The sequence below is a fragment of the Pseudomonas sp. HMSC065H01 genome, assembly GCF_001815235.1.
Taxonomy (GTDB): domain Bacteria; phylum Pseudomonadota; class Gammaproteobacteria; order Pseudomonadales; family Pseudomonadaceae; genus Pseudomonas; species Pseudomonas aeruginosa.
This window is the reverse complement of record NZ_KV819862.1, coordinates 200,945-226,311: the sequence shown is the minus strand read 5'-3', so window position 1 is coordinate 226,311 and position 25,367 is coordinate 200,945. Positions and strand designations below refer to the sequence as shown.

General features: G+C 69.8%; 26 protein-coding genes and 3 riboswitches. Of the genes, 9 read left to right on the top strand and 17 right to left on the bottom strand.

The window, feature by feature from the left end; translation table 11 throughout:
- Positions 1-281 precede the first annotated feature (281 nt).
- The 12 genes from sbrR to cobG form a co-directional block, all read right to left on the bottom strand.
- On the bottom strand, positions 282-1,046 hold the full coding sequence (sbrR, locus tag HMPREF3014_RS10520) for an anti-sigma factor SbrR (RefSeq protein WP_016562070.1): 765 nt from the start codon (positions 1,044-1,046) through the stop codon (positions 282-284).
- Positions 1,043-1,627, bottom strand: coding sequence for an ECF family RNA polymerase sigma factor SbrI (sbrI, locus tag HMPREF3014_RS10515; RefSeq protein WP_003119848.1), 585 nt, complete (start codon positions 1,625-1,627; stop codon positions 1,043-1,045). The genes sbrR and sbrI overlap by 4 nt, the downstream gene beginning before the upstream one ends.
- 328 nt (positions 1,628-1,955) lie before the next feature.
- A complete protein-coding gene (locus HMPREF3014_RS10510; protein WP_003091003.1) occupies positions 1,956-3,395 on the bottom strand; it encodes an aminotransferase-like domain-containing protein in 1,440 nt (479 codons plus the stop codon).
- Between the two features lie 221 nt (positions 3,396-3,616).
- A complete protein-coding gene (locus HMPREF3014_RS10505) occupies positions 3,617-3,985 on the bottom strand; it encodes a hypothetical protein (RefSeq protein ID WP_003091004.1) in 369 nt (122 codons plus the stop codon).
- 86 nt (positions 3,986-4,071) lie between these two features.
- Entirely contained in the window at positions 4,072-4,710 is a 639-nt protein-coding gene (locus HMPREF3014_RS10500) for a LuxR C-terminal-related transcriptional regulator (RefSeq protein ID WP_003091005.1), read from the bottom strand.
- Positions 4,711-4,903: 193 nt separating this feature from the next.
- Positions 4,904-5,713: an OmpA family protein gene (locus HMPREF3014_RS10495; protein ID WP_003091007.1), complete on the bottom strand. Its 810-nt coding sequence runs from the start codon at positions 5,711-5,713 to the stop codon at positions 4,904-4,906.
- The gene (locus tag HMPREF3014_RS10490; protein WP_003091008.1) at positions 5,713-6,072 is read right to left on the bottom strand and encodes a DUF4398 domain-containing protein; all 360 of its coding nucleotides are present in this window, start codon (positions 6,070-6,072) and stop codon (positions 5,713-5,715) included. Before HMPREF3014_RS10490 ends, HMPREF3014_RS10495 begins: the two co-directional genes overlap by 1 nt.
- A complete protein-coding gene (locus HMPREF3014_RS10485) occupies positions 6,069-6,917 on the bottom strand; it encodes a substrate-binding periplasmic protein (protein WP_003091009.1) in 849 nt (282 codons plus the stop codon). The genes HMPREF3014_RS10490 and HMPREF3014_RS10485 overlap by 4 nt, the downstream gene beginning before the upstream one ends.
- A 69-nt stretch (positions 6,918-6,986) precedes the next feature.
- The gene (gene cobJ / locus HMPREF3014_RS10480) at positions 6,987-8,666 is read right to left on the bottom strand and encodes a precorrin-3B C(17)-methyltransferase (protein WP_030046023.1); all 1,680 of its coding nucleotides are present in this window, start codon (positions 8,664-8,666) and stop codon (positions 6,987-6,989) included.
- Positions 8,659-9,411, bottom strand: a complete 753-nt coding sequence (locus tag HMPREF3014_RS10475) for a precorrin-2 C(20)-methyltransferase (RefSeq protein WP_003091011.1) — start codon at positions 9,409-9,411, stop codon at positions 8,659-8,661. Before HMPREF3014_RS10475 ends, cobJ begins: the two co-directional genes overlap by 8 nt.
- Positions 9,408-10,034, bottom strand: coding sequence for a precorrin-8X methylmutase (locus HMPREF3014_RS10470; protein ID WP_003107929.1), 627 nt, complete (start codon positions 10,032-10,034; stop codon positions 9,408-9,410). Before HMPREF3014_RS10470 ends, HMPREF3014_RS10475 begins: the two co-directional genes overlap by 4 nt.
- On the bottom strand, positions 10,031-11,401 hold the full coding sequence (gene cobG / locus HMPREF3014_RS10465) for a precorrin-3B synthase (RefSeq protein ID WP_023087181.1): 1,371 nt from the start codon (positions 11,399-11,401) through the stop codon (positions 10,031-10,033). Before cobG ends, HMPREF3014_RS10470 begins: the two co-directional genes overlap by 4 nt.
- 89 nt (positions 11,402-11,490) lie before the next feature.
- Positions 11,491-11,742, bottom strand: a riboswitch (cobalamin riboswitch).
- 85 nt (positions 11,743-11,827) lie between these two features.
- On the opposite strand from cobG, the gene cbiE reads away from it, so the two are divergent.
- From cbiE to HMPREF3014_RS10450, 3 genes are read left to right on the top strand one after another with little or no spacing between them, the layout of a single operon-like run.
- Entirely contained in the window at positions 11,828-13,075 is a 1,248-nt protein-coding gene (gene cbiE / locus HMPREF3014_RS10460) for a precorrin-6y C5,15-methyltransferase (decarboxylating) subunit CbiE (protein WP_003114023.1), read from the top strand.
- Complete coding sequence (locus HMPREF3014_RS10455) at positions 13,068-14,168, top strand: cobalt-precorrin-5B (C(1))-methyltransferase (protein ID WP_003114022.1); 1,101 nt, start codon at positions 13,068-13,070, stop codon at positions 14,166-14,168. Before cbiE ends, HMPREF3014_RS10455 begins: the two co-directional genes overlap by 8 nt.
- Positions 14,165-14,893 carry a cobalt-precorrin-6A reductase gene (locus HMPREF3014_RS10450; protein WP_003160595.1) on the top strand — a complete coding sequence of 243 codons (729 nt, stop codon included), beginning with the start codon at positions 14,165-14,167 and terminating at the stop codon, positions 14,891-14,893. The genes HMPREF3014_RS10455 and HMPREF3014_RS10450 overlap by 4 nt, the downstream gene beginning before the upstream one ends.
- Positions 14,894-14,947: 54 nt before the next feature.
- Here the strand turns inward: HMPREF3014_RS10450 and mntP are convergent, their stop codons facing one another.
- Complete coding sequence (gene mntP / locus HMPREF3014_RS10445; RefSeq protein WP_023087180.1) at positions 14,948-15,517, bottom strand: manganese efflux pump MntP; 570 nt, start codon at positions 15,515-15,517, stop codon at positions 14,948-14,950.
- Positions 15,518-15,526: 9 nt separating this feature from the next.
- Positions 15,527-15,692: riboswitch (yybP-ykoY riboswitch) on the bottom strand.
- Between the two features lie 157 nt (positions 15,693-15,849).
- Positions 15,850-16,055, top strand: a riboswitch (cobalamin riboswitch).
- A gap of 98 nt (positions 16,056-16,153) precedes the next feature.
- Between mntP and HMPREF3014_RS10440 the strand changes: the two genes are divergently transcribed.
- From HMPREF3014_RS10440 to HMPREF3014_RS10425, 4 genes are read left to right on the top strand one after another with little or no spacing between them, the layout of a single operon-like run.
- Entirely contained in the window at positions 16,154-18,310 is a 2,157-nt protein-coding gene (locus tag HMPREF3014_RS10440) for a TonB-dependent receptor (RefSeq protein ID WP_023087179.1), read from the top strand.
- 52 nt (positions 18,311-18,362) lie between these two features.
- Positions 18,363-19,136, top strand: a complete 774-nt coding sequence (locus HMPREF3014_RS10435; protein ID WP_003091019.1) for an ABC transporter ATP-binding protein — start codon at positions 18,363-18,365, stop codon at positions 19,134-19,136.
- Entirely contained in the window at positions 19,133-20,104 is a 972-nt protein-coding gene (locus tag HMPREF3014_RS10430) for an ABC transporter substrate-binding protein (protein WP_003122504.1), read from the top strand. The genes HMPREF3014_RS10435 and HMPREF3014_RS10430 overlap by 4 nt, the downstream gene beginning before the upstream one ends.
- Positions 20,101-21,132 carry a FecCD family ABC transporter permease gene (locus tag HMPREF3014_RS10425; protein WP_003160597.1) on the top strand — a complete coding sequence of 344 codons (1,032 nt, stop codon included), beginning with the start codon at positions 20,101-20,103 and terminating at the stop codon, positions 21,130-21,132. The genes HMPREF3014_RS10430 and HMPREF3014_RS10425 overlap by 4 nt, the downstream gene beginning before the upstream one ends.
- On the opposite strand, the gene HMPREF3014_RS10420 is transcribed toward HMPREF3014_RS10425, so the two are convergent.
- The 3 genes from HMPREF3014_RS10420 to HMPREF3014_RS10410 form a co-directional block, all read right to left on the bottom strand.
- Positions 21,133-21,999 (bottom strand): MBL fold metallo-hydrolase, encoded by an 867-nt coding sequence (locus HMPREF3014_RS10420; RefSeq protein ID WP_003101427.1) that lies wholly within the window; start codon positions 21,997-21,999, stop codon positions 21,133-21,135.
- A 119-nt stretch (positions 22,000-22,118) separates the two neighbouring features.
- Positions 22,119-22,712, bottom strand: coding sequence for a LysE family translocator (locus HMPREF3014_RS10415; RefSeq protein WP_003114018.1), 594 nt, complete (start codon positions 22,710-22,712; stop codon positions 22,119-22,121).
- A gap of 50 nt (positions 22,713-22,762) precedes the next feature.
- Entirely contained in the window at positions 22,763-23,599 is an 837-nt protein-coding gene (locus HMPREF3014_RS10410) for an AraC family transcriptional regulator (RefSeq protein WP_003160598.1), read from the bottom strand.
- A gap of 210 nt (positions 23,600-23,809) precedes the next feature.
- Here HMPREF3014_RS10410 and HMPREF3014_RS10405 point away from each other — a divergent pair, with 210 nt between their 5' ends.
- Both HMPREF3014_RS10405 and HMPREF3014_RS10400 read left to right on the top strand, forming a co-directional pair.
- Positions 23,810-24,583 carry an SDR family oxidoreductase gene (locus tag HMPREF3014_RS10405; RefSeq protein WP_003101432.1) on the top strand — a complete coding sequence of 258 codons (774 nt, stop codon included), beginning with the start codon at positions 23,810-23,812 and terminating at the stop codon, positions 24,581-24,583.
- A 50-nt stretch (positions 24,584-24,633) separates the two neighbouring features.
- Positions 24,634-24,891 carry a hypothetical protein gene (locus HMPREF3014_RS10400; RefSeq protein ID WP_003101434.1) on the top strand — a complete coding sequence of 86 codons (258 nt, stop codon included), beginning with the start codon at positions 24,634-24,636 and terminating at the stop codon, positions 24,889-24,891.
- 11 nt (positions 24,892-24,902) lie between these two features.
- Here HMPREF3014_RS10400 and HMPREF3014_RS35055 read toward each other — a convergent pair.
- Positions 24,903-25,367, bottom strand: a 465-nt coding sequence (locus HMPREF3014_RS35055) for a methyl-accepting chemotaxis protein (RefSeq protein ID WP_031803920.1), incomplete at its 5' end; no start/stop codon positions are given.

Here is a 25,367-nt window from a genome sequence, read left to right as displayed (position 1 = left end):
GGTGCTTCCGGGGCTTTCTTTTCCGGTGCCTTGGAGCCGTCATCGCAGGCCGCCAGGAAGCAACCGAAAAGAACAACGACGCAAATTCGGCAAAGACGTTTCATAGTCACGCAGGTATGGCCAATTGCGGCAATGCTGACGGCAGACTGCAACCAAGGCAAGGGGTCACTATCGTCATCCTGGCACTCTCTCTGTTGTTCGCCCCATGTCTAACCTGTCATGCGCGGATAACCGCTTGATGTCAGCCCGCGACGCCGCCGCCGCGTCGCGGGCCATGGTCGTCACGGCCGTTTCCTGGCGCTCGCGGCTATCGTCGCGAGGCGTTCCAGTCGTTCCACCAGGTTCTCTCCGGGGAAACGTTTCTGCAGCTCGGCCAACTGGGTCGCGGCCTGCTCCGTCTTGCCCTGCTCACGCAGGGCAAGGACCGCCCCGAGCGCCTCGTCGAGCACCTCCGGCTTCACCGCAACCGCCTTGCCCCTGGCCTGGGCGACGAAGTCGCCGGCCAGCGCCGCCTGGACCTTCGCCTGCTGCGCGGCCTGGGCCGGCGGTCGGTCGGCCAGGGCAGCCGGAGCCGCCGGCGCGGCCTCGGCCATCAGTTGCGGCGCCTCCCCGGACGATGCGTAGCTGGCCAGCAAGGCCGGGGGCTCCGACATCTCGCCGGACAGCGGAGCCGGCGCCGCCGGCGCGCGCATGGCCCGCTTCGCCGCAGCGGCCCCGGCGACTCCGTCGCGCAGGGGCACATCGCTGAACGCCACTTCGGGGCGGGCCTGGCGCTCGGCGTCGTCCAGCACGTTGTGGCTGACCAGCCCCAGCACCAGCGCCACGCCCAGCAGGCTGGCGAAAGCCGCCTGCCAACGCGGCCTGCGGGAGGCTTCCAGCCAGCGCCGCCACCAGGACCGGGCGGGTTCGACATGCGCCGCCTGGCGTCGCGCGGCGGCGAGGATCGCCTGGTCCAGCGCCGGCGCCGGCTGCTGCGGCGCGTGGGCGCGGAAATGCGCCAGCATCTGCTCTTCGGCGACGCTCGCGGAATGCTTCTGTGGGTTCATACCGCCACCTCCTCGGCCAGCAGCCGGCGCAGCTTCTGCACCGCGTAGCGGAAACGGCTCTTCACCGTCTCCAGCGGCGACTGGGTGAGCGTGGCGATCTCGGCCAGTTCCAGTTCGCCGTGGGCGCGCATCAGGAATACCTCGCGCTGTTCCTCGGGCAGGGTCTCCAGCGCGCTCTGCAAGCGCTCGCCGTCGCGGCTCAGGCTGAGCTGCTGCTCGGGGCCGGCGCCCTGGTCGGGTTGCGCGTGCAACTGTTCGTCGTAGCTGTCCTGCAACGGCTGGCGCTGGCCATGCTTGCGCCAATGATCGATCAGGCGGTTGCGGGCGATCTGGTAGAGCCAGGTGCGGAAGCTCGCCCGGCCCTGCGGCTGGCTCTCGCTGCGGATCAGGCTGAGCCAGGTTTCCTGGTAGATCTCGTCGGCCAGTTCGGTCTGTCCGGCCAGGCCGCAGAGAAAACGGTAGAGACCCTGCCGATGGCGCTGGTAGAGCACCTCGAAGGCCGCGCTGTCGCCCTTGCGGTAACGCGCCAGCAGCGTTTCGTCGCTGCCGGCGGCCGTCGTGGCGCTGGTGGAGGCATGCATGCCGCTGGTCGACTCCTGTCCTGTGTCAAAGGCGACCGAGAGCAGGCTCATCGGCCACATCCTTCGCGGCACGCATCGGCGTCGCCACGAAACGCCCGGGCCGTCGCCAGAAGCGCGGCCGGAGCGGCTATCGGTAGACATTTTCCAGCGTCGGACAGTTCGGCGAAAGTGCCGGTCCGGATGGAAGCCGGGAAAAACATCGAGACGACCTCGTCGTGCAGCGGAGATACCCGCTGAGACGAAGCTGTCGGTGGATTCGGGTTAATCCCCGGGAAAATTCTTCGCGGACTGTCGCGGGGCGCCCCTCAGCCAGGGGAGCGCCTCGCGCTCAGGCGGCGATAAGGCCTTCCTGGCAAAGCTGCCCGGCAAGCATGCCGAGGGTCATGATCGCCCGCTCCGCCTCGCGGTTCCAGGGAATCCCGCAGGTCAGCCGCAGGCAGTTGTTGAACTGCTCGGTGTTGCTGAAGATCAGCCCCGGGGCGATGCTGATGCCCTGCTCCAGGGCCCGCACGTGGAGTTCCTTGGTGTTGACCTTGGCCGGCAGGCTGACCCAGAGGATGAAGCCGCCCTTGGGCCGGGTCATCTGCGTACCTTCCGGGAAGTACTGCTGCACCGCCAACTGGTAGGCGGTCATGTTCTTCCGGTACTCCTGGCGGATGTAGCGCAGGTGGCGGTCGTAGCCGCCGTTCTCCAGGTAGGCGGCGACGCCCATCTGGGTCACGGTGCAGGCCGAATGGGTGGTGAAGGTCTGCAAGCGACGGATCTCCTCCTGGTAGCGCTCGGCGATGATCCAGCCGATGCGTACGCCGGGCGAGATGGTCTTGGAGAAACTCGAGCAGTAGATCACCCGGCCGTCGCGGTCGTGGGACTTGAGCGAGCGCGCCTGGCCCTGGTCGAACATCAGTTCGCCGTAGATGTCGTCCTCGACCACCCCGATGTTGTGTTCGGCGGTCAGTTTCAGCAGTTGCTTCTGGCGATCCTCGGGAATCGTCCCGCCGAAGGGATTGCTCAGCCGCGCGGTCAGCACCAAGGCCTTGATCGACCACTGGTTGGCCGCCAGTTGCAGCGCTTCAAGGCTGATCCCGGTGCGCGGGTCGCTGGGGATCTCGATGACCTTCAGGCCCAGCACGTCAGCCAGTTGCAGCAGGCCGTAGTAGCTCGGCGACTCGGTGGCGATCAGGTCGCCGGGACGGGTCAGCACCCGCAGGGCCATGTGGATCGCATCCACGCAGCCGTGGGTGATGGTCACCTGCGACGGGTCGACCACCACGCCGGCGTCGCGCATGCGGATCGCCACCTGCCGCCGCAGCGGCTCGAAACCGGGGCTGAACATGTAGCTGAACGCCCGTGGGCTCTGGAAGCGGGTGACCTTGGCCAGTTGCTGGTGCAAGGCGCGCACCGGCAGGTAGTCCACATGCGGCACCGCCGCGCCGAGCGGGAATACCCCTTCGCGGCGGGACTCGGCGAGCACCTGGTTGATGATGCTGCTGCGGGTGACCAGGCCGGGACGCTCGACCCGCGCGATATCCGGGGTCGGCGCGGTCAGCGCCGGGGTGCGGTGGACGTAGAAGCCGGATTGCGGACGGGCACGGATCAGTCCCTGGTCCTCGAGGGTGGCGTAGGCCTGCAGCACGGTGGCGTGGCTGACGTTCAACTGGGTGCTGAGCTTGCGCACCGACGGTACCCGCTCGCCCGGCTGGTAGACGCCACGGCGAATGTCCTCGGCCAACTGCTGGGCGATGCGTTGGTAAAGCAGCAGATTGGTCATGGCGGGTTTTCCTCGGCGATTGAACCGAAACAGTAGCTCAATTCGTGAAACTGCTCCAGAACAGTTCGGCCGACAACCAGGCATACAGTCGCAAAACTGTACGGGTCGGTCGCAGAGACGGCGCGTTTGCGAGGAAAAGAAAACCCGGTCGGTCGCCACCGGCCGGGTGCGGGCGGGAAATAGTCCGCCAAGAGCCGCCTGGGGAGCGGCCATAGGGAAAGTCAGAAACGCAACGCGTCCGCCGCCGCGCTCTCGCCGGTCGACGCTTGCCAGGCGAAGGGGCTTGGCGCCAGGCCGAGATCGCCGAACAGGCGGTAGTCCGGGACGGCGGCGGGCTGGCGGGAGGTCGGGGAAAAGTCATCGCGGCTGAGGCGGGTGACCAGAACCCGGGCCTGCACCTGCAATGCCACCAGGCTGAGGCTTTCCCGCGCCGTGCAGCCCGCCTCGCCGCACGCCACCGGCGAGTCCTCCAGCAGGAGTTCCTGGCGGCGTGCTTCGGCAACCGCGCGGAGTTCGGCGGCGAAGGACGGCTGGCACAGGCTCAGCAACAACGGCAGGACGAAACGGGCAAAGCGGGGCTGGCGGATCATGCGGATTCCTCGGCTGCGGCGGGATGGCTCCCGGGGGCTGGCGAGGATTGTTCCGCAACTGGCGGTCGAGATGTTTCGAACCCCGGTCAGGCGAGTTCGTGGAGCCAGTTCATCACGCCCAGGGCGATCAGTTCGGCGTCACTGTTGAGGCCTATCTTGACCATCGCGTTCTTCTTGTGGGTGCTGATGGTCGACACGCTGCGCATGGTCCGCTGGGCGATCTCGCTGACCGTGTCGCCACGCGCCAGGCGCCGGAGGATGTCCACCTCGGTGGGGCTCAGCGGCTTGCCGGTATGCCGCTGCGGGTGCAGGCCGGGGTCGAGGAAGGTCTGTCCGAGCGCCATGCACTCCAGCGCCGCCTTCAACGTCTCCAGCGGGCTGCGCTTGCTGATGTAGGCCGAGGCGCCGCTGCGCAGGACCGCCTTGGCCAGCAACGGCGCGCTGAACACCGAGTAGACCATCACCTTCATTTGCGGGCAGTGCCGGGTCAGCCATTCCACCAGGTGGATACCGTCGCGGCTGCGCTGGCCAGGCAAGCCCAGCTCGGTGATCAGGATGCTTTCCGGCGGCAGGTCGGCCAGGCGCTCCACCAGGCTGTCGCTATCGCCGACCACCGCCAGCACCTGGCGTCCGCACTCCTCGCTGAGGTAGCGCTGCAGCGCCCACTGCATGACCGGGAAGGAATCGGCGATCACCAGCCCCGGCAGGGTTTCGTTCGAACTCATTGCGCCTCTCTACTCGTTATAACGAAATACAAGGTGCTTATGCTGCACGGATTGCCGCTCGAACTAGTTCGATCCCGATGATAGCCCGCTCTTGCGCAAGTTCTGACAGAGAAATCCGGCGCCACCCGGTTCGCCAGGCGAAAAAAGCCCCGGACCCTTTGGGGTACCGGGGCTCCCTGCGGCGGCGCGGGACTCAGCGCGGCGCGCTGAGCTGGCCCTTGTCGTTGGAGAAGACGATCTCCACCCGGCGGTTCTGCGCCCGCCCCCGGTTGGAGGCGTTGTCGGTGACCGGGAAGGCTTCGCCGTAGCCGACCACCTGCATGCGCGCGGGATCCACGCCGAGATCGGCGAGCACGTCGGCCACCGCCTGGGCGCGCTCGCGCGACAGGTCGAGGTTGGCCTGCCTGTCGCCGACGCTGTCGGTATAGCCTTCGATGCGGATCACCCGCCGCGGATTGAGCTGGAGGAACTGCACCAGCTTCAGCGCGGTGCGGTTGGCCGCCGGCTTGAGTTCGGCGCGGTTGAAGTCGAACAGCACGTCGCCAAGGGTGAGCACCAGGCCACGCTCGGTTTCCTCGGTGCTGAGACTGGCGATCTCCTCGCTCAGGCGCTGGCCCTGCTCCTGCACGCTGAGCAGCTTGGCTTCGCGCAGGGCCAGTTGCAGGCGCTCGCGCTCCAGTTGCAGGCGGGTCAGGCGCTCCTGGTTGAGGTTGAGCAAGGCGTGCTGGCGAGCGATCTCGCTGTAGCGCTGGCTCAGGTAGGCATACTGGATCACGTCGCTGCTGCTGCCCCAGTAGCTGGACAGGCGTTCGGCGCGGGCCAGCGATTCGCCGGCGCGGATCACATCCTTGGGCGCCGCGCGGAGCACGTCGGAATCTTCCTTGACCTGGTCGAACTCGCTCTGCGCCTTGGCCAGCGACTGTTCGCTGAGCTTGTGGTCGGCGCAGCCAGCCAGCGCGGCGCAGGCCAGCAGGGTGGCGAAGAGAGTCGCTTTGCCCGGCATCAGTCGGTCTCCCCCAGTTGCTTGCGCAGACGTTTCAGGCTCTTGTCCAGCTCGCCGAGCTGGTCCTTGCTCTTCTGCGTCAGCACCTTGGACTCGGCGAGGCGTGCGTCCAGCTCGGCCTGCTCGGCCAACAGGCGCGCCTTCTTGTAGGACTCCGCGGTCATCGCGATCTGCGCTGCGGCGTACTTGTCCTGGGCCAGTTTCAGCTCGGCCACGTCGTCGGTGGCACCCACCGCCTTGGCCTGCTCCAGCGCCTGTTCGGTCAGGCGCATCTGCTCCAGCGGAGCCGGGTCGTTGCTCGCACAACCGCTCAGGGTCAGCGCGGCGAGGCCTGCGGCCATCATCCATCGAATGCTCACAAGTCACTTTCCTGCGTAGTCGAACTGGCGCCGGAAGCCGGCAATTGCTGGGCTTTCCAGCGTTCGAGATTGTCCTGCAAGAGCGTTACGGGAACGCCGGCAGCCGACAATTCTGTCATCTTTTTCGCCAGTTGTCCGCGCAGCCACGGATCGTTGCAGGCGGAGTTGTGCGACAGCGTCAGGTACAGCCCCTCGCTGCTCAGCACCGGTTCCAGCGCCTCCAGGTCGTCGGCCATGCCCAGCGCCTCGACCTGGGCCTGCCCGGGCAGCGCCTGGTAGAGGAGGAACTCGCTGCGTTTGAGCATCAGGTCCTGCAAGCCCTGGGTCAGGCTCGGCACCGGCTTCAGGTCGAGGCTGGCCTTGGCGAAACGGTCGAACTCCTCGCCCAGGCTGCTGCCGGCCAGCACGCTGCCCTTGTGCCCGATCAGGTCGTCGCGGCCGATGAACGGGAACGCGGCGTCCTTGTTCACCCAGACCACCCCGCTGGTCATCAGGAACGGCGGATGCACGTAGTCCATGCTGCCGAGCCGTGCCAGAGTCAGGTAGGCTCCGGCGAGCAGGTCGGCGCGACCGCTGGTCACCTCTTCCTGGGCCTTCTCCCAGGAGCCGCTGTAGAGCACGTCGATGCGCACGCCAAGTTCCTTGCCCAGGCGCTGCAACAGGTCGGCATTGGCTCCGATCAGGCGCTTCGGATCCTGCGGGTCGCGCCACAGGTAGGGTGGGTACTCCGGGTTGCCGGTGGCCACCAGGCGCTCGCAGGAGCCGGCCGCCGCGGCCAGCCCCGGAACGAACAGCGCCGCCAGCAGGATGCCGGCCAGGCGGCACGGGGAACAGCGAAAGGACATGGATTCAGGCTCCGCGGTACAGGGATGCGCGCAGCAGTCTGCCACATTTCCGCGCGCGCTCCCGCCCCGCTATTCCGATGGGTACCAGCGCGGCGTGTAGACCCAGGCTTCGCCGTCGGCACGCGGGAAGCTGCAGGTGGTGGACGAGCCGATGATCACCAGGGTGCGCATGTCCACCTGCTCCGCACGCAGCTCGCCCAGGGTGGTGCGCAGCAGGCGCTCACCGGGCCGCCCGATGTCGCGACCGAGCACCACCAGGGTCTGCGGCGAACGATGGCGGGCGACGATCTCCAGCGCCCGTCCCAGTTGCCAGGGCCGCGCCCGCGAGATCGGATTGTAGAAAGCCATCGCCAGGTCGGCGGCGCCGGCCAGGTCCAGGCGCCGCTCGATCACCTCCCAGGGCTTGAGGTTGTCGGACAGCGACAGCACGCAGAAATCGTGGCCCAGAGGCGCCCCCGCCCTGGCCGCGGTGGCCAGGGCCGCCGAGACGCCAGGGAAGATCCGCAGCTCGACCGCGTCCCAGGCCGGCTCGCCAGCGCCATGCAGGGCTTCCAGCACCGCGGCGGCCATGGCGAACACGCCGGGGTCGCCGGACGATACCAGCACCACCGCCCTGCCCGTCGCCGCCAGTTCGAAGGCATGCCGGGCGCGCTGCAATTCCTCGCGGTTGTCGCTGCCATGCAGCACCTGTCCGGCGCGGAAGGGTCCGGCCATGTCGACGTAGGTCTGGTAGCCGAGGATGTCCTCGGCCTCGTCCAGTGCCCGCCGCGCCGCAGGCACCATCAGCTCGGCGCAGCCGGGCCCCAGGCCGATCACTGTGAGTCGGCCGCGACGCTGGCCGATGCGGTCCATCGCCAAGGGCGCGGCGGCCACCGCCAGTCGGTCGCCGACCTGCTCGGCGGCGGGCAAGGCCTGGCGCAGGCGCGCAGCGGGATCGGTCTGCGGCAGGAAGCGCAGCGGTACGCCGAGCGCATCGGCGGCGGCCTGCAGGCGCGGATCGGCCATCCGCGCGCTGTCGGCCAGCAAGCCGCCGAGCGCCGCCGCGGCCAGGCCGGCATCGACCAGCGCCTGGCGCACCGCGTCCGCCGCCGCGTCGGCAGGTTCGAGCGCCGCCAGCACGCAGCGCGGATGGATCAGCAGTTCCTCGGCCCGCGGCGCACGCGCCGAGGGCGTCACGTGAATCGCCAGCGCTGCCTCCGGGTCGCGCGGCAAACGGGCCGCGTCGAGCCAGTCGGCGGCACCCTCGACGCGCACCGGCTGGCCACCGAGCAAATCGGCAACGAAGCGCTTGCCCTGCTCCAGGTCGGCCAGGACATAACCGGCGGGCGGGTTGAGCACGCAGGTGCCGAAGCGCAGCTCGCCGCTGGTGGTGATCGCCGGCGCCACGGCCAGCACCTCGCCGATTTCCCGCGCCAGCCGGTTGACCCCGGCCAGCCCGCCGAGCAGCGGCACCACCGCGCTGCCGTCCTCGGCCAGGGCCAGCACCGGCGGCTCCGCTCCCTTGCGTTGCAACAACGGCGCCAGGCTGCGAATGACGATGCCGGCGGCGCACAGGGCGACGATCGGGCGGTCGGCGCAATACAGTTCGCGCAGGGTGTCGCCGAAGTCCGTATAGGAACGGTCGGCCTCGACCCGCCCGGCGAGCCCGTGGACCAGCGCCCCGGGATAGCGCGCCTGGACCCGCCGCGCGGTATCCAGCGCGCCCTGGCCGAGGATGACGATGGCCGGAACCTGCTGGGCGTCACTCACCACCGGCCCCTCCCTGCCACTTGTCGCCGGGAACGACGATCAGCGAGAAGTACGGCGAGGCCATCGGCTCCACCCGTTCCAACGGCACGATCCGCTGGTTGGCCATGGTCGCCCGCTCGACGTACAGCGCGCGGCGCTCGAGGCCAAGCTCGACCAGCACGCGGCGGACCTTGTCGAAATTGCGGCCGAGCTTCATCACCACCGCCGCGTCGGCATCCGCCAGGCGCCGGCGCAACTCCTCCTCGGGCAGCACTCCGGAGAGCACCGAGAGGCTCTGGTTGCGGTACACCAGCGGCGCACCGAGCACCGCCGCGCCGCCGAGCATCGAGCAGACGCCAGGCACCACTTCGCTTTCGTAGCGCGTCGCCAGGCGGTCGTGCAGGTACATGTAGGAACCGTAGAAGAACGGGTCGCCCTCGCAGATCACCGCCACGTCGCGGCCGGCGTCCAGGTGCGCGGCCAGCTGTTCGGCGGCGGTGTCGTAGAAATCGCTGATGATGGTCTCGTAGCACAGCGGCGGTTCCAGCTTCTCGGTGGTCACCGGGTAGACCAGCGGCAGGCGCACCTGAGCCTGGTCCAGGTGCGCCTCGATGATGCCGAAGGCGTTGCCCTTCTTGCCCTTGGCCACGAAATAGCCGACCACCGGCGCCGCGCGCAGCAGGCGCAGGGCCTTGAGGGTGATCAGTTCGGGATCGCCGGGCCCGACGCCCAGGCCCAGCAGGCGGCCCTTCACGACACTCATCATTCGCGCTCCGTAGCCAGGGCGTTCACCGCCGCGGCGGCCATGGCGCTGCCGCCACGGCGACCGCGGACGATCACGTAGGGCACCCCGCGGCTATCGGCGGCGAGCATCTCCTTGGATTCCGCGGCGCCGACGAAGCCGACCGGGAAGCCCAGGATCAGCGCCGGTTTCGGCGCGCCGGCGTCGAGCATTTCCAGCAGGTAGAACAGCGCGGTCGGCGCGTTGCCGATCACCACCACGCTGCCCTCCAGGTGCTCGCGCCAGTGCTCCAGGGCCACCGCCGAGCGGGTATTGCCGAGTTCCGTGGCGAGCGCCGGCACGTCCGCTTCGTTGAGGGTGCAGATCACCCGGTTGGCGGCGGGCAGCCGCGAGCGGGTCACGCCTTCGGCGACCATCCGCGCGTCGCAGAGGATCGCCGCGCCGGCGGCCAGCGCGGCGCGGCCGGCGGCGCCGGCGCCGGGCGAGAAGCGCAGGTCGTCGACCACGTCGACCATGCCGCAGGCGTGGATCACCCTGACCGCGAGCTTTTCGAGGTCGGCCGGGATGCCGGCGAGGTTCGCTTCGGCGCGGATGGTGGCGAACGACTGGCGATAGATCGCCTGGCCATCGCGGATGTAGTCAATCATGCGGGTTTTCCGGAAGTGGGCTGGGAAGGCAGGGCCGCCAGGTAGTCGGCGGCCGTGGCGAAAGTCAGGCGGCTGGCCAGCAACTGGCCGAATCCGGGGTGGCATGGGTCGTGCCGGTACAGGTCGTAGAACCCGCCGCTGCGCGCCAGCAGGGTGAGCGGCGCGCGGTGGGCGGCGGCGCAGGACCGTTCGCAGCCGCACAGGTGCAGTTGCGGCAGGTCGCTGCGCGGGCCGAGGCGTTCGGCCAGGCGCAAGGCGTCGCCCTTGGTGTCGGCCAGGCCCCTGGCGCAGGCGCTGGAACCGCTGCAGGCGATCAGCCGCGCCAACGGCGCATCGGGCTCGGTCAGCAGGCCGAGTCCGCGCAGGCCGAGCAGCGCCTGGTCGGCCTCGGCGTGCGCCAGGTTCGGCAGGAGCACGCCTTGCCAGGGGGTCAGGCGCAGGCTGCCGTCGCCATGGCGTTCGACCAGCTCGGCCAGGCCTTCCAGGCAAGCGCTGTCGAGCCGGCCGAGCGGCGCCGCCGCGCCGACCATCACCAGGCCCGGCTGGCGTTGTGGCTGGACGCCGAGATGACTCCACGCACGCCCCGGCGGACGCTGCCAGGCCGCCACCCGCTCGTCACGCCGCAGAGGGAAATCCAGGCGCGCCTGCAAGGCCTCCAGCAAGGGTTCTCCGGCCAGCTCCTGCAACAGGTGGCGCATCCGCGTCTGTTGCGGCTGGGCGCGTTCGAGGAACAGGTCGAGCAGCGCCAGCACCAGGGACTCGCCCCGCTCCGCCGGCAACGCCGCCAGGGGGCGGTCGCGGGCCGGGCAGCCGGCGAGTCCGAAGACCAGCGTCGCGGTCGGCGCCGCGGGCATCGGCGAGAACCAGATGTCATGGGGATGTTCGAGCATCGCCAGGTCTTCGCCGCCGTCCAGCTGGATGGCGAACTTGGCCGACAGCGCGTGGTAGCGGCTGTCCGCCTGGAGCCGCAGCAGCAACCGCGTGGCCAGCGGGCGCACGTCCAGCGACAGGTGCGGATCGAGCCCGGCGGCCGGGCTGAGCATCAGGTTGCGCACGTCGTCGGCGCCGGCCAGGGACCCATGCCGGGGACCGAGGCCGGCGTCCAGCAGGCGGCGGACGAGCCGCTCTTCCTCGCCGCGGCGGACGCCACGCAATTGCAGGTTGGAACGGTTGGTCGCCTCGATCACGCCGCTGGCGCAATCCCGCGCCGCGGCCGCCACGGCGCGTGCCTGGGCGGCGTCCAGGCGACCGGCGTCGAGCTTGATGCGGCAGATGCCGCCGTCCAGCGCCTGGACGATACGCAGCAGGCCGGGACAGGGCGACGGACGTGGTACGGGCAGGGGCGCCGGGGTCTGGTCGTCGTTCAAAAACGCTACTCGAATCGGCGTCGCGGCGACCGCACCGCTGTCCCCCAGGGACAGACCACGGCATCGGTACACCCCGCCCGATGTTGGCACTCGCGACTGGTTTCGGCGGCAGGTCTCCTGGCTCGCAGCCCGGCGTTCCACCCTGGGGAGGAACCTCCGCTTCGCGCCGCCTTCCCGGTAATCCAGTGGCGAATGGCGCGAATACAGGCTGCATACAGTTGCGGGGGCAGCCACGGCTAGGCCCGGGCTTCGAAAAGACCGCGGCTCCGTGTTCCCTCTTCGGCCCTCGTTGGCCCCGCGCTAACGCGAAAGGGCCGGGCACCGACGAACGCGCTATTATGCCGCCCAGCCCGGGGCCGGGAAAACCCATTCCGTCCGGAAGCCGTCGCGGGCCCTTCACAGACGCATTTCAGGAGTATCGGAACCGTGTCATCGGCAGACTCGACGCCGCCCTGGCTGACCCTGGTGGGCATCGGCGAGGACGGTTATCCCGGCCTCGGCAAGCAGGCCCGGCGTGCCCTGCTGCAAGCCAGCCGGATCGTCGGCGCGGCGCGCCAGCTGGAACTGCTGCCGCCGTGCATCGGCGCCGCCCGCGAAACCTGGCCGACGCCGTTCTCCCTGGAACCATTGCTGGCCCGGCGCGGCCAGCCGACCTGCGTGCTGGCCAGCGGCGACCCGATGCTGTTCGGCGTCGGCGCCAGTCTCGCCCGGCAACTGCCGGCGACCGAACTGCGGGTCCTGCCGGCGCCCTCCTCCCTCTCGCTGGCCGCCGCCCGCCTCGGCTGGGCCCTGCAGGAGGTCGCCTGCCTGTCGCTGGTGGCGCGCCCGCTGGCGGCGCTGCAGGCACAGGTCCACGACGGCCGGCGCCTGCTGGTCCTGAGCAACGACGGCGACAGCCCGGCCGCCATCGCCCGCCTGTTGAACGCCCGTGGCTTCGGCGCCAGTCGCCTGAGCGTGCTGGAACACCTCGGCGGGCCGCTCGAGCGCCGTCTCGACGGCCTCGCCGGCGACTGGTCGCTGCCGCGCGCCGCCGATCTCAACCTGGTGGCGGTGGAATGCCGCGCCGGCGCCGGCGCCGTGCGCCTGCCGCTGACCCCGGGCCTGGCCGACGAAGCCTATCGTCACGACGGCCAGTTGACCAAGCGCGACGTCCGCGCCGTGACCCTGGCGCGCCTGGCGCCCTGCCCCGGCGAGCTGCTCTGGGACGTCGGTGCCGGTTGCGGCTCCATCGGCATCGAATGGATGCGCGCGCACCCCAGTTGCCGGGCGATCGCCATCGAAGCCAACGACGAGCGCCAGGAACATATCCGCCACAACCGCGACGCCCTCGGCGTACCGACCCTGCACCTGGTCGCCGGCAGCGCCCCGGAGGCGCTGCTGGAACTGCCCGAGCCGGACGCCATCTTCATCGGCGGCGGAGTCACCGCCGAGGGCGTGCTGGAAACCTGCTGGGAGCGCCTGCGGCCCGGCGGCCGCCTGCTCGCCAACGCGGTCACCCTGCAGAGCGAACGGGTGCTGCTCGACTGGCAGCAACGCCTGGGTGGCGACCTCACCCGCCTCGGCGTCGCCCACGCGCGACCGCTGGGCGGTTTCGACACCTGGCGCCAGGCCTTGCCGATCACCCTGCTGGAATTGCGCAAGCCCGCCGCCAGGAAGCCTCCCCGCGATGCGTGAGGAAACCCCCGAGCAGCCCGCGCCGTTGCGCAGTGGCTACACCACCGGCAGTTGCGCCACCGCCACCAGCCTGGCGGCGGCGCGCCTGCTGCTGGGCGGCACGATCAGCGACGCGGTGCAGATCGTCCTGCCCAAGGGCCAGCAGGTGCTGATGCGCCTGGAATTCTGCCGCGCCTGGGAAAACGGCGCGGAAGCCGGCACCCTCAAGGATGCCGGCGACGATCCCGACGTCACCCATGGCGCCCTGGTGTTCGCCCGGGTGCGCCTGAGCGCCGAGCCTGGCGTGCGCTTCCATGCCGGCCCCGGGGTCGGTACGGTGACCCGCCCGGGGCTGACCCTGGCGGTCGGCGAGCCGGCGATCAATCCGGTGCCGCGACAGATGATCGAACGCCACCTCGCCCAGCTCGCCGCCGAACGGGGCTACGCCGGCGGCTTCGAGGTCGCCATCGGCGTGGAGGGCGGCGCCGAGCTGGCGCTGAAGACCATGAACCCGCGCCTGGGCATCCTCGGCGGGCTGTCGATCCTCGGCACCAGCGGCATCGTCCGGCCGTTCTCCTGCTCGGCCTATATCGCCTCGATCCATCAGGGCATCGATGTCGCTCGCGCCAACGGCGTCCGTCACATCGCCGCCTGTACCGGCAACGCCAGCGAGGACGCCATGCGCCGGCGCTATGCACTGCCGGAGATCGCCCTGATCGAGATGGGCGACTTCGCCGGCGCGGTGCTCAAGCACCTGCGCAGGGCGCCGGTGGAAAAGCTCAGCCTGTGCGGCGGCTTCGGCAAGATCAGCAAGCTCGCCGGCGGCCACCTCGACCTGCACAGCCGCCATTCCAGCATCGACCTGCCGCAATTGGCCGGCTGGGCCGCCGCGCTCGGTGCCAGCACCGCGCTACAGGACAGCATGCGCGCCGCCAACACCAGCCAGCAGGCGCTGGCCCAGGCACACGCCGAAGGCGTGGCCCTGGGCGATGCGGTCTGCGCCCACGCCCTGCGCTTCGCCCGCGGCATCGTGCCCACCGAGGTGGCGCTGGAAGTCTTCGCCATCGACCGCCAGGGCAACCTGGTCGGCCAGGCCTGCGAGGAGCGCCGATGAAGCGCCTGTTGCTGCTCGGCGGGATCGGTGAGGCCCTGGCCCTCGCCCGCCGGCTCGGTCCGGCGCATCTCTACAGCCTCGCCGGGCTGGGCAAGGTGCCCGGCGACCTGGCCTGCCGGGTCCGGGTCGGCGGCTACGGCGGCGCCGAAGGGCTGGCGGCGTTCATCGACGAGCAGGGCTTCGACCTGCTGGTGGACGCCACCCACCCCTACGCCGCACGGATCAGCCAGAACGCCGTGCGCGCCGCGCGACTGGCCGGAGTGCCCTGCTGGGCGCTGCGCCGGCCCGGCTGGCAGGCCGGGCCCGGCGACGACTGGCGCGAGGTAGCCGACTGGCGCGAGCTGATCGCCGCCCTCGCACCCTTCCGCCGTCCGCTGTTCACCCTCGGCCGCGAACCGCTGGAGCATCTCGGCCAGGTCCCGCCGCACCAGCACTGGACCGTGCGCTGCCTGCAAGGCCAGCCGGCCGCGCCGCGCGCCGAGGTGATCGGCGCGCGCGGGCCGTTCAGCCTGGATGGCGAACGGGCGTTGTTCGAGCGCCTCGCCTGCGACGTGCTGGTGAGCAAGAACAGCGGTAGCCAGGCCACCGAGCCGAAGCTCCAGGTGGCGCGGGAAATGGGCCTGCCGGTGCTGGTCCTGGCGCGTCCGGCGCTGCCGCCGGCGGACCGCGAGTTCGCCGACGGCGAGGCGCTGCTGACGGCGATCCGCGATTGGGAAAGCGCCTGAAGCGAACGCCCACCCACTCGCCGCGACCTGTCCCGCCTCCATCTCCGGCGCCGCTCACGCCGCGCTGAGATGCTCGTAGAGAATGGTCGCGCCGACCAGGATCAGCACCACCCCGCCGACCATCTCCGCGCGCTTGCCGGTCACTGCGCCGAGCGCCCGGCCGAGCATGGTGCCGAGGGTGACCATGGTCATGGTGGCCAGGCCGATGGCACCGGCGGCGAGGAAGATGTTGACGTCGACAAAGGCCAGGCCGACGCCCACCGCCAGCGCGTCGATGCTGGTGGCCAGCGCCGTCACCGCGAGAATCCAGAACGAATGCTGGCCGGGCTTTTCCTGTTCCGTCGCATGATCCGCGCGCAGGCCGTTGTGGATCATGTGCAGGCCGAGCAGCACCAGCAGGGCGAAGGCGATCCAGTGATCCCAGTCGGCGACGAACTGGCTGGCGGCCTGGCCAAGCAGCCAGCCGACCAGAGGGGTGATGGCCTCGATCACGCCGAAGATTATCCCGGTGCGCAACGCCTCCGACAGGCGCGGCCGATCCAGGCTGGAGCCCTTGCCGATGGCCGCGGCGAAGGCATCGGTGGACATGGCGAAGGCGAGGAAGATCAGGGAAACGGGATTCACGCGGATACTCCAGCCGGGCATGAGTCAACGACATGACCCCGCGGCCCGGCTTCGGCGCAGGAATGTCGTTGGTCTCACCAATCCGGTTGGATGCGCTGGCCATGGCAGGTTGCCAAGAATGTTGACCAGCGCGCCGTCAACGGGTGACGGCAGGCTACTCCCCAAGGAAGGCCGGCAGCATAGCAGGCCGGCGTGAAGAAAATGTGATGACCCGGGAAGCTGCGCCAGGGCGTGGGGACCGGCGAAGAAAGACTGCACAAGCGAATTGTTATAGTATAACATTTTATTCAATCCAGATCGTTCAAGGCTTGACTGGAAACGGTGCGGATGTTCCCATCCGGCCCGTTCCAGGTGCCTCCTGCCGCCGCGCAGGAGGTGAAACGGGAAGCCGGTGCGTCACTTCGGTGATCAGTCCGGCGCTGCCCCCGCAACGGTAAGCGAGCGAAATCCTCTTCAGGCCACTGTGCTCCAGCATGGGAAGGCGAGGATTTCACGACCCTCGCAAGCCCGGAGACCGGCCTGCAACGCCCTGTTGGCACACCCGCGGTGGGCGGGAGCGAGCCGGTTGTTCGAGGCGCTGTCGCGCCTGCGATTTCCTGCGCGTTCCGTCCTGCCCGGCCATGAGATGGAACGCCCATGCCCCGCTTCAGCCGTTTGCGCACCGAGCCTTTCGCCCTCGGCCTCTCCACCAGCCTGCTGCTGGTACCGCCCGCCCTCGCCGAAACCGAGGAAGCCGCCCTCGCCCTGCCCAGCCAGTTGGTCAGCGTTCGCCAGGATCCCGCCGAACTCGACCACATCGACCTCGCCACTCCGGTCAGTGCCGGTTCGCGCCTGGGCCTCAGCGCCCTGGACACCCCGGCGAGCACCAGCAGCATCAGCGGCGAGGAAGTTCGCCGGCGCAACAACCCCAGCGTCCAGGCCGCCGTTACCCGCAGCCCCGGCATCAGCTTCATCGGCACCCCCGGAGATGGCGGTACCGGCCTCTCGGCGCGCGGCTTCAGCGGCCATGCATCGGTGATGCAACTGTTCGACGGCACGCGCCTGTACACCGGCATGGGCACGGTGAACTTCCCCAGCGATCCGTGGATGGTCGAGCGCATCGACGTGATCCGCGGCCCGGCCTCGGTGCTGTACGGCGAAGGCGCCACCGGCGCGGTGATCAACGTGGTGCCGAAGAAGCCTTTCGCCGGCGAGATCCGCAACCACCTGCGCCTCGGCTACGGCTCCTACGACAACCGCCAGTTGGCCCTGGACAGCGGCGGCTCGCTGACCGACAGCCTCAGCTACCGGCTCAACCTGAACCAGCAGCAGAGCCACGGCTGGATCGACCGTGGCGACTCGCGCAACCTGGGCATCAGCGCGGCGCTGCGCTGGCAGGCCAGCGACGATCTGGCCTTCACCCTCGCCCACGACTATGGCGACCAGGAGCCGATGAACGACTTCGGCACCCCGCTGGTCGGCGGCAAGTACCACAAGCGCCTGCGCGAGAAGAACTACAACGTGCGCAACGACGTGCAGCGCTACAACGACCAGTGGACCCGCCTGACCAGCGACTGGAGCCTTTCCGACAGCGTCACCGCGAGCAACCAGTTGTACTACATCAAGGCCCGCCGCCACTGGCGCAACGCCGAAACCTACGAATGGGACATCCCGCGCGAAGAGCTGTTGCGCAGGGACTACCTGCGCATCAGCCACGAGCAGGAGCAGATCGGCGACCGCCAGACCTTCGCCTTCCAGCACGCCCTGTTCGGCCTCGACAGCCGCACCCTGGTCGGCGCCGAGTACAACCGCATCCGCTTCCGCCTGAGCAACAACTCGCCCTATACCGATGTCGGCGGCGACTACATCGACCCCTGGCATCCCGCGCCCGGCTACTTCGAAAGCCGCTCGCCCTACCGGCCGCACTCGCGCAGCCAGACCCGCACCTTCGCCCTGTTCGCCGAGAACCGCCTGCAGCTCAACGAGCGCCTGTCGCTGGTGACCGGGGTGCGCCGCGACCAGAACCATATCGACCGCGACGACCTGCGCGCCGGCACCCGCAGCGACCGCAGCCTGCAGGGCGGCAACTGGCGCGCCGGGCTGGTCTTCGCGCTGACCCCGGAACTGTCGCTGTACGGCCAGTACTCCACCAGCGAGGACGGCGTGAGCAACCTGATCACCCTCAACGCGGCCCAGCAGCAGATGGACCTGACCCACTCGAAGCAGACCGAGGTCGGCCTCAAGCAGCTGTTCCCGGACGGTCGCGGCGAATGGACCCTGGCCGCCTACCATATCGTCAAGAAGAAGCTGCTCAGCGCCAACCCGCTGCCGCCGCACGACGCGCAGCAGGTCGGCCAGCAGAGTTCGGACGGCCTGGAGGCCAGCCTGGAACTGAACCTGGCCCAGGACTGGCGGCTGTCGGCGAACGCCGCGCTGGTGCGTGCCGAATACGACGACTTCGACGAAACGATCGACAAGCAGACCTACTCGCGCAACGGCAACCGCCCCAGGAACGTGCCACGGCGCACCGCCAACCTCTGGCTGGACAAGTCCTTCGCCGATACCCTGCGCGTCGGCGCCGGGCTGCGCTACGTCGACCGGCGCTACGCCGACGCCGCCAACCAGGCCAGCCTGCCCGGCTACACGGTGGTCGACGCCAACCTGGGCTGGCGGGTACGGCCGGACCTGACCCTCGGCCTTGAGCTGTACAACCTGTTCGACCGCCAGTACGCCCTGGCTGACAACAACAACGGCCAGCAATGGATCATGGGCCAGCCGCGCTCGTTCAACGTCACCGCCGACTTCAGTTTCTGAAGGCGGCACCGCGGCAATCGTCTCTGCTGAACCACCGGACCTGCGAGTAGCCATGTCGTCCCTTCACCTCGATGCCCTGCACTGGTCGCCCGACGCCTCCACCGAGTTGCTGCGCGGCGTGCACCTGGAAGTCCCGGCCGGCAGCTTCGTCGGCCTGATCGGCCCCAACGGCAGCGGCAAGACCAGCCTGCTGCGCTGCGCCTTCCGCTATGCGCGACCGCAGCGCGGCCGGGTGGTGCTCGACGGCGACGACCTCTGGCGCCAGCCGCCGCGCTGGGCCGCCCGGCGCATCGCGGTGGTGTTGCAGGAATTCCCCGAGGACTTCGGCCTCGCCGTCGAGGACGTGGTCGCCATGGGCCGCACGCCGCACAAGGGCCTGTTCGACGGCCACGGCGCGGACGACCGCCAGCGGGTCCGCCAGGCGCTGCTCCAGGTCGGTCTCGAAGGGCGTGCCGCGAGCCCCTTCGCCAGCCTCTCCGGTGGCGAGAAGCAGCGCGCCCTGCTGGCTCGCGCGCTGGTCCAGGAACCGCGCCTGCTGATCCTCGACGAACCGACCAACCACCTCGACCCGCGCTACCAGCTGGAGCTTCTGCGCCTGCTGCGCGGCCTCGGCCTGAGCACCCTGGCGAGCTTCCACGACCTCAACCTGGCGGCGGCCTTCTGCGACCGCCTCTACGTGCTCGACGGCGGGCGCATCGTCGCCCAGGGCACGCCGACCGAGGTGCTCGACGCCGACCTGCTGTGGCGGGTGTTCGGCGTCCGCGCCCTGGTCGACCGCCACCCCCTCGCCGACCACCCGCGCCTGACCTGGATTACCCAAGCATGAAGCACCCGCTCCTGCACCACCTGCTGCTCGGCGCCCTGCTCGCCTGCGCCGATGCCGCGCTGGCCGAGCGCTACCCGCTCAGCGTGCGCAGTTGCGAGCGCGAAGTGACGTTCGAGCGCGCGCCGTCGCGCGCGGTCAGCCACGACATCAACCTCACCGAGATGATGGTCGCCCTCGGTCTGCAGACGCGCATGGTCGGCTATACCGGCATCAGCGGCTGGTGGAAGAATGCCGATCCCGGATTGATCGCCGCGCTCAAGCCGCTGCCCGAGCTGGTGGCGCGCTACCCCACGGCGGAAACCCTGCTCGATGTCGACGCCGACTTCTTCTTCGCCGGTTGGGGCTACGGCATGCGCGTCGGCGGCGACCTCACTCCGGCCAGCCTGGAGCCGCTGGGGGTGAAGGTCTACGAGCTGAGCGAATCCTGCGCGCAGATCGGCGAGCCGCGCCGCGCCAGCCTCGACGAGCTGTACCGCGACCTGCGCAACCTGGGACGGATCTTCGACGTCGAACCGCGCGCCGAGCGCCTGGTCGCCAGCCTCCAGGCACGCATCGAGCGCGCCCGCGCCGGCATCCCGGCGAACGCCGAGGCGCCGCGGGTGTTCCTCTACGACAGCGGCGAGGACCGCCCCTTCACCTCTGGCCGCCTGGGCATGCCGCAGGCGCTGATCGAGGCCGCCGGCGGCCGCAGCGTGACCGACGACGTGGCGGCCAGCTGGACCCAGGTCAACTGGGAAAGCGTGGTCGCCCGCGATCCGCAGGTCATCGTCATCGTCGACTACGGCGAGACCAGCGCCGCGCAGAAGCAGCGCTTCCTCGAAGAGAACCCGGCGCTGCGCAGCCTGACCGCGATCCGCGAGCGACGCTTCATCGTCCTGCCCTATAACCAGGCCACGCCGGGCATCGGCAACGCCGCGGCGATAGAAACCCTGGTCGCCGGCCTCCACCCTCGGGCGCCACGTCCATGACCCTGTTCCGCAGCCCTCGCGCCTATTGCCTGTTGCTGGGCAGCCTGGTCATGTTGCTCGGCCTGTCCTGCGTGGTCGCCCTCGGCTTCGGTCCGGCGCGACTGGACAGCGGCCTGGTCGGCCGCATCGTCCTCCAGCGCCTGTTCGGCGTGGCGGCGGAGCCCGGTGCCTGGAGCGCCGGCCAGGAGCACATCGTCTGGCTGATCCGCGCCCCACGGGTACTGCTCGGCGCCTGCATCGGCGCCGGCCTGGCGCTGGTGGGAGCGGCCCTGCAGGCGGTCACGCGCAATCCGCTGGCCGATCCGCACCTGCTCGGCGCCACCTCCGGCGCGACCCTCGGCGCGGTGTTGGTGGTGCTCTACATCGGCGAGGTGATCGGCCTGCTGACCCTGCCGCTGGCGGCCTTCCTCGGCGCCCTCGGCAGCATGCTGCTGGTGCTCGGCGTGGCCAGTCGCGGCGGCCGCCTGGGCAGCGACCGGCTGTTGCTGGCGGGGGTCGCGGTGTCGTTCGTGCTCCTGGCGCTGGCCAACCTGCTGCTGTTCCTCGGCGACCACCGCGCCGCCTCCTCTGTGCTGTTCTGGATGCTCGGCGGCCTCGGCCTGGCGCGCTGGTCGTTGATCTGGCTGCCGGCGCTGTGCGTGGCCGGCGGCCTGCTGGTACTGCTCGGGCTGGGCCGTGCGCTGAACGCGCTGATGGCCGGCGAACAGACCGCCGTGACCCTCGGCCTGGACGCCCGTCGCGTACGCCTGTGGGTCTTCGTCTGCTGCTCGCTGCTGACCGGCGTGCTGGTCTCGGTGAGCGGCGCCATCGGCTTCGTCGGTCTCATGCTGCCGCACGCCGCGCGCCTGCTGGTGGGTGCCGAGCACCGCCGACTGCTGCCGGTGTGCGCCCTGCTCGGCGCGCTGTTCCTGGTCTGGATGGATGTCGCCGCGCGCACCCTGATCGCCCCCCAGGACCTGCCCATCGGCATCGCCACCGCGGCCATCGGCGGGCTGTTCTTCATTCTCCTGCTGCGTCGCCGCAGCTGATCAGAACAGATCCAGCGGGATCTTCAGGTAACGCACCCCGTTGCCTTCCACCGGCGGCAGGTTGCCGCCGCGCATGTTGACCTGGATCGCCGGCAGCATCAGGGTTGGCATGCCGAGGGTGGCATCGCGCTGCTGGCGCATGGCGACGAACGCCTCCTCGTCGACGCCTTCGCGGACGTGCACGTTGTGCCGGCGCTGCTCGCCGACGCTGGTTTCGCAGCGGTGCTCGTCGCGGCCGGGAGCCGTGTAGTCGTGGCACATGAACAGGCGGGTCGCGTCGGGTAGCGCGAACAGGCGCTGGATCGAGCGATACAGCTGGCGCGCGTCGCCGCCGGGAAAATCGCAGCGGGCGGTGCCGTAGTCGGGCATGAACAGGGTATCGCCGACGAAGGCGCTGTCGCCGACCAGGTAGGTCATGCACGCCGGGGTATGCCCCGGGGTATGCAGCGCGCGGCATTCCAGGGCGCCGATGCGGAACGACTCGCCGTCCTCGAACAGGTGCTCGAACTGGCGGCCGTCCACCGGGAACGCCTCGCCGAGGTTGAACAGGCCGGAGAATTTCGCCTGCACCTGGGTGATTCGCGCGCCGATGGCCAGGCACCCGCCCAGTTCGCGCTGCAGGAAGATGGCCGCCGACAGGTGGTCGGCGTGCACGTGGGTCTCCAGCAGCCATTCCACCTGCAGGTCGTGCTGGCGAACATGGGCGATCAGGCGTTCGGCGCTGGCATGGCTGGTGCGCCCGGCGGCCGGGTCGTAGTCGAGCACCGGGTCGACGATGGCGCAGGCGCGGCTGGACGGGTCGCGCACCACGTAGCTGTAGGTGGAGGTGGCCGGGTCGAAGAAGGCAGTGATGTCGGGTTTCAACATGGAGGTTCCTTGCGCGGCGTGCTGACGGCGACCGCGCCATGGCTACGGATCGTCCCACCATAGCCAACCCGGGCCCGGCGTACCAACCCACAGGTTTGTCAGGAAGCTACCGGACCGCCTCAGAGCAGCAGGGCGGCCCAGGCCGATGCCAGCAACAACAGCGCCATGCCCTGGTTGAAGCGTTTCATCAGCGACGGCGAGCGCAGCAGCCGCGCGCTGCCGACGCCGAGCAAGGCCCAACTGGCCAGGCACGGCAGCGAAACCAGGAAGAACAGCAATGCCAGCAGGCCGATCCGCCCGGCCTGTCCGGCGCCTTCCCCGGCGAACAGTGCCAGCGCGGCGAGGGCCATCATCCAGGCCTTGGGATTGACCAGTTGCAACGCCGCGCCGCCGAGCACGCCGAGGCGCCGCGGCGGCTCCGCGCCGTCGATGCCGCCCGCGCTGCGGAACAGGCTCCAGGCCAGGTAGCTGAGCCAGCCGACGCCAAGCCAGGCGAGCCCCTGCTGGAGCAACGGGTGGCGCCGCAGCAGCTCGCCCAGGCCGAGCCCGAGCAGCAGGATCAGCGCCGCCACCGCCGCGCAGGCGCCGAGCACGATCGGCCAGGCGGCGGCCAGGCCGTGGCGCTGGCTGTTGCTCAGGACCAGGATGTTGGTCGGTCCGGGGGTGATCGAGGCGACGACGGCGAACAGCAGGAAGGGCACGAGGGATTGCATGGACGGGCTCCTGTGGCGGGGGAGCCTTCATCCTGGCGGCGCACCGGGCCTCAGTCTGGAAGCTGGGTGCACTGCCTGCGGTAGGCCGCCGGAGTCATCCCGTAGGCGCGCCGGAACCAGCGGCCGAGATGGCTCTGGTCGGCGAAGCCGAGGGCGCTGGCGAGGTCCGCCGGTTGCCCGCCGACAGCGAGCATCTGCCGCGCCTTGGCCAGCCGCAACTGGACCAGGTAGGCGTAGGGTGGCAAGCCGTAGGCGGCCTTGAATGCACGGTTCAGGCGGAAGCGGTCGGTGCCGCAGGCGCTGGCCAGCTCGTCCAGGCCGATGTCCTCGTAGAAGTGCGCATGCAGGTAGTCGCGGGCTTTCTGCGCCACCAGCGGCAGGCGTGGATCGAATGGCTTCGCCTCGCGCCAGCCGAGGTGCACGCGCAGCCGCTCCAGCACCAGCTCCAGGGCGGTCTGCCGCAGCAGTCGCAGCTCGCGGCCATGCAGGACGCGGAAGGCCTGGGCGATGGCCAGGGTCAGGCGCGGGTCTTCGGTGAGGTTGGCGTGGAAGCCGGGGTCGCGGTCGCTGGGCGCATCGTCGAAGGTCGCCCGCAGTTCGCGCCGCAGCCAGTCCGGCTGCAGGTACAGCATCGAGTAGGTGAAGCCGCCGGCGATCGGCGCGCGACCGTCGTGGATCTCCCCCGGTTCGACCAGGAATACCTGGCCGGCGGTGCTGTCGTGTCGGCGTCGGCGGCAGTTGAATTGCTGCACGCCGATCTCGGTGTAGCCGATCAGGTAGCTGTCGTGCCAGTGCGGATCGTAGGCGTGGCCCTCGAAATGGGCGCGCAGGGTCTCGATCCCGGTCTCGGCGTCGCGGGCCAGGTCGATCCAGTCTCGGCTCCCCATCGTGCGTCAGGTCTTCCCACTCGTTGGTTTCGTCGCCGCGACTATAACGCGCCCGTCCCGGGGTTCTAGAAGATTCGTGCAGGCGGCTGCGCTCCTCCGGAGGCGGGAATTGATCGGCGTTTCTGGACAATCTATCCAGGCCGCCGCGATTACTCCGCAAGGCCGCCCTCCCTAGACTGGGTTCTCCACTCACCGCAGGAGAAACACCCCATGGTCGACCACTCCATCAAAGGCAAGACCGTCCTCATCACCGGCGGCGCCAAGAACCTGGGCGGGCTGATCGCCCGTGATCTCGCCGCCCACGGCGCGAAGGCGATCGCCATCCACTACAACAGCGCCGCGAGCAAGGCCGATGCCGACGCCACCGTCGCCGCGCTGCAGGCAGCCGGAGCCAAGGCGGTAGCGCTGCAGGGCGATCTCACCAGCGCCGCGGCCATGGAAAAGCTGTTCGCCGACGCCATCGCCGCGGTGGGCAAGCCGGACATCGCCATCAACACCGTCGGCAAGGTGCTGAAGAAACCCATCACCGAGATCAGCGAGACCGAATACGACGAGATGAGCGCGGTCAATTCCAAGTCTGCGTTCTTCTTCCTGCGCGAAGCCGGCAAGCACGTCAACGACAACGGCAAGATCTGCACCCTGGTGACCTCCCTGCTTGGCGCCTATACCCCGTACTACGCCGCCTATGCCGGCACCAAGGCGCCGGTGGAGCACTTCACCCGTGCCGCTTCCAAGGAGTTCGGCGCGCGCGGCATCTCGGTCACCGCGGTCGGCCCGGGCCCCATGGACACGCCCTTCTTCTACCCCGCCGAAGGTGCCGATGCGGTGGACTACCTGAAGAACGCCGCGGCCTTGTCGCCGTTCTCCAAAACCGGCCTGACCGACATCGACGACGTGGTGCCGTTCATCCGCCACCTGGTCAGCGAAGGCTGGTGGATCACCGGCCAGACCATCCTCATCAACGGCGGCTTCTCCACCAAGTGAGCCACGCAGCGGCCGCCACGGCGGTCGCTGCCTGCCTGCGGAAACCCTTCATGCACGTGACCCTGGTAATCGCCGGCGGCATCGTCCTGCTCGGCCTGTTCCTGCTCTTCGGCAAACTCTGGGATGCCGGGCCGGCGCTCGCTGCCGGCCTGTTCCTGCCGACCTGGCTGGCCGTCGCGCTGGTCAACCTGTGGGTCGGCGTCCAGCACGCCGGCTACGGCTTGCGCGAAGAACTGCCGATCCTGCTGCTGGTCTTCCTGGTCCCGGCGGCACTGGCCGGCGTGGCGATCTGGCTGGCGCCGCGCTAGGCGGCGGCGCTTCAGACGCGGAAACGGCCGACCAGCCGCGCCAGTTCCGAGGACAGCTCGGACAGCCGGCGGCTGGCCCCGGTACCCTGCTCCGAATGTTCCGCCGCCTGGGCGGAAAGCTCGCGCACCTCGCTGATGTTGCGGGCGATTTCGTCGATCACCCGGCTCTGCTCCTCGCAGGCCGAGGCGATCTGCGCGGCGAGGTCGTTGATCCGCCCCACCGCGTCGCCGGTGGCGGCCAGCACGCCGTCGACCCCGGCGGCGCGCTCGACGCTGTCGCGCGCCTTGAGGCTGCCCGACTGCATGGCCCGCACGGCGTTCTGCACCCCGGCCTGGAGGCGCTCGATGCGCGCCTGGATGTCCTTGGTCGAATCCTGGGTGCGCGCCGCAAGCGCCCGCACCTCGTCGGCCACCACGGCGAAACCGCGACCCTGCTCGCCGGCCCGCGCGGCTTCGATGGCGGCGTTGAGGGCGAG

Excerpts from the sequence above, each read along its gene's own strand:
- HMPREF3014_RS10475 (WP_003091011.1), bottom strand. The coding sequence starts at position 9,411 with ATGATGAGTGTCGTGAAGGGCCGCCTGCTGGGCCTGGGCGTCGGGCCC.
- HMPREF3014_RS10440 (WP_023087179.1), top strand. The coding sequence starts at position 16,154 with ATGCCCCGCTTCAGCCGTTTGCGCACCGAGCCTTTCGCCCTCGGCCTC.
- HMPREF3014_RS10435 (WP_003091019.1), top strand. The coding sequence starts at position 18,363 with ATGTCGTCCCTTCACCTCGATGCCCTGCACTGGTCGCCCGACGCCTCC.
- HMPREF3014_RS10405 (WP_003101432.1), top strand. The coding sequence starts at position 23,810 with ATGGTCGACCACTCCATCAAAGGCAAGACCGTCCTCATCACCGGCGGC.
- HMPREF3014_RS10400 (WP_003101434.1), top strand. The coding sequence starts at position 24,634 with ATGCACGTGACCCTGGTAATCGCCGGCGGCATCGTCCTGCTCGGCCTG.
- HMPREF3014_RS10425 (WP_003160597.1), top strand. The coding sequence starts at position 20,101 with ATGACCCTGTTCCGCAGCCCTCGCGCCTATTGCCTGTTGCTGGGCAGC.
- HMPREF3014_RS10510 (WP_003091003.1), bottom strand. The coding sequence starts at position 3,395 with ATGACCAATCTGCTGCTTTACCAACGCATCGCCCAGCAGTTGGCCGAG.
- sbrI (WP_003119848.1), bottom strand. The coding sequence starts at position 1,627 with ATGCATGCCTCCACCAGCGCCACGACGGCCGCCGGCAGCGACGAAACG.
- HMPREF3014_RS10450 (WP_003160595.1), top strand. The coding sequence starts at position 14,165 with ATGAAGCGCCTGTTGCTGCTCGGCGGGATCGGTGAGGCCCTGGCCCTC.
- HMPREF3014_RS10420 (WP_003101427.1), bottom strand. The coding sequence starts at position 21,999 with ATGTTGAAACCCGACATCACTGCCTTCTTCGACCCGGCCACCTCCACC.
- HMPREF3014_RS10485 (WP_003091009.1), bottom strand. The coding sequence starts at position 6,917 with ATGTCCTTTCGCTGTTCCCCGTGCCGCCTGGCCGGCATCCTGCTGGCG.
- HMPREF3014_RS10495 (WP_003091007.1), bottom strand. The coding sequence starts at position 5,713 with ATGCCGGGCAAAGCGACTCTCTTCGCCACCCTGCTGGCCTGCGCCGCG.
- HMPREF3014_RS10500 (WP_003091005.1), bottom strand. The coding sequence starts at position 4,710 with ATGAGTTCGAACGAAACCCTGCCGGGGCTGGTGATCGCCGATTCCTTC.
- HMPREF3014_RS10415 (WP_003114018.1), bottom strand. The coding sequence starts at position 22,712 with ATGCAATCCCTCGTGCCCTTCCTGCTGTTCGCCGTCGTCGCCTCGATC.
- HMPREF3014_RS10455 (WP_003114022.1), top strand. The coding sequence starts at position 13,068 with ATGCGTGAGGAAACCCCCGAGCAGCCCGCGCCGTTGCGCAGTGGCTAC.
- HMPREF3014_RS10430 (WP_003122504.1), top strand. The coding sequence starts at position 19,133 with ATGAAGCACCCGCTCCTGCACCACCTGCTGCTCGGCGCCCTGCTCGCC.
- HMPREF3014_RS10470 (WP_003107929.1), bottom strand. The coding sequence starts at position 10,034 with ATGATTGACTACATCCGCGATGGCCAGGCGATCTATCGCCAGTCGTTC.
- HMPREF3014_RS10410 (WP_003160598.1), bottom strand. The coding sequence starts at position 23,599 with ATGGGGAGCCGAGACTGGATCGACCTGGCCCGCGACGCCGAGACCGGG.
- sbrR (WP_016562070.1), bottom strand. The coding sequence starts at position 1,046 with ATGAACCCACAGAAGCATTCCGCGAGCGTCGCCGAAGAGCAGATGCTG.
- HMPREF3014_RS10505 (WP_003091004.1), bottom strand. The coding sequence starts at position 3,985 with ATGATCCGCCAGCCCCGCTTTGCCCGTTTCGTCCTGCCGTTGTTGCTG.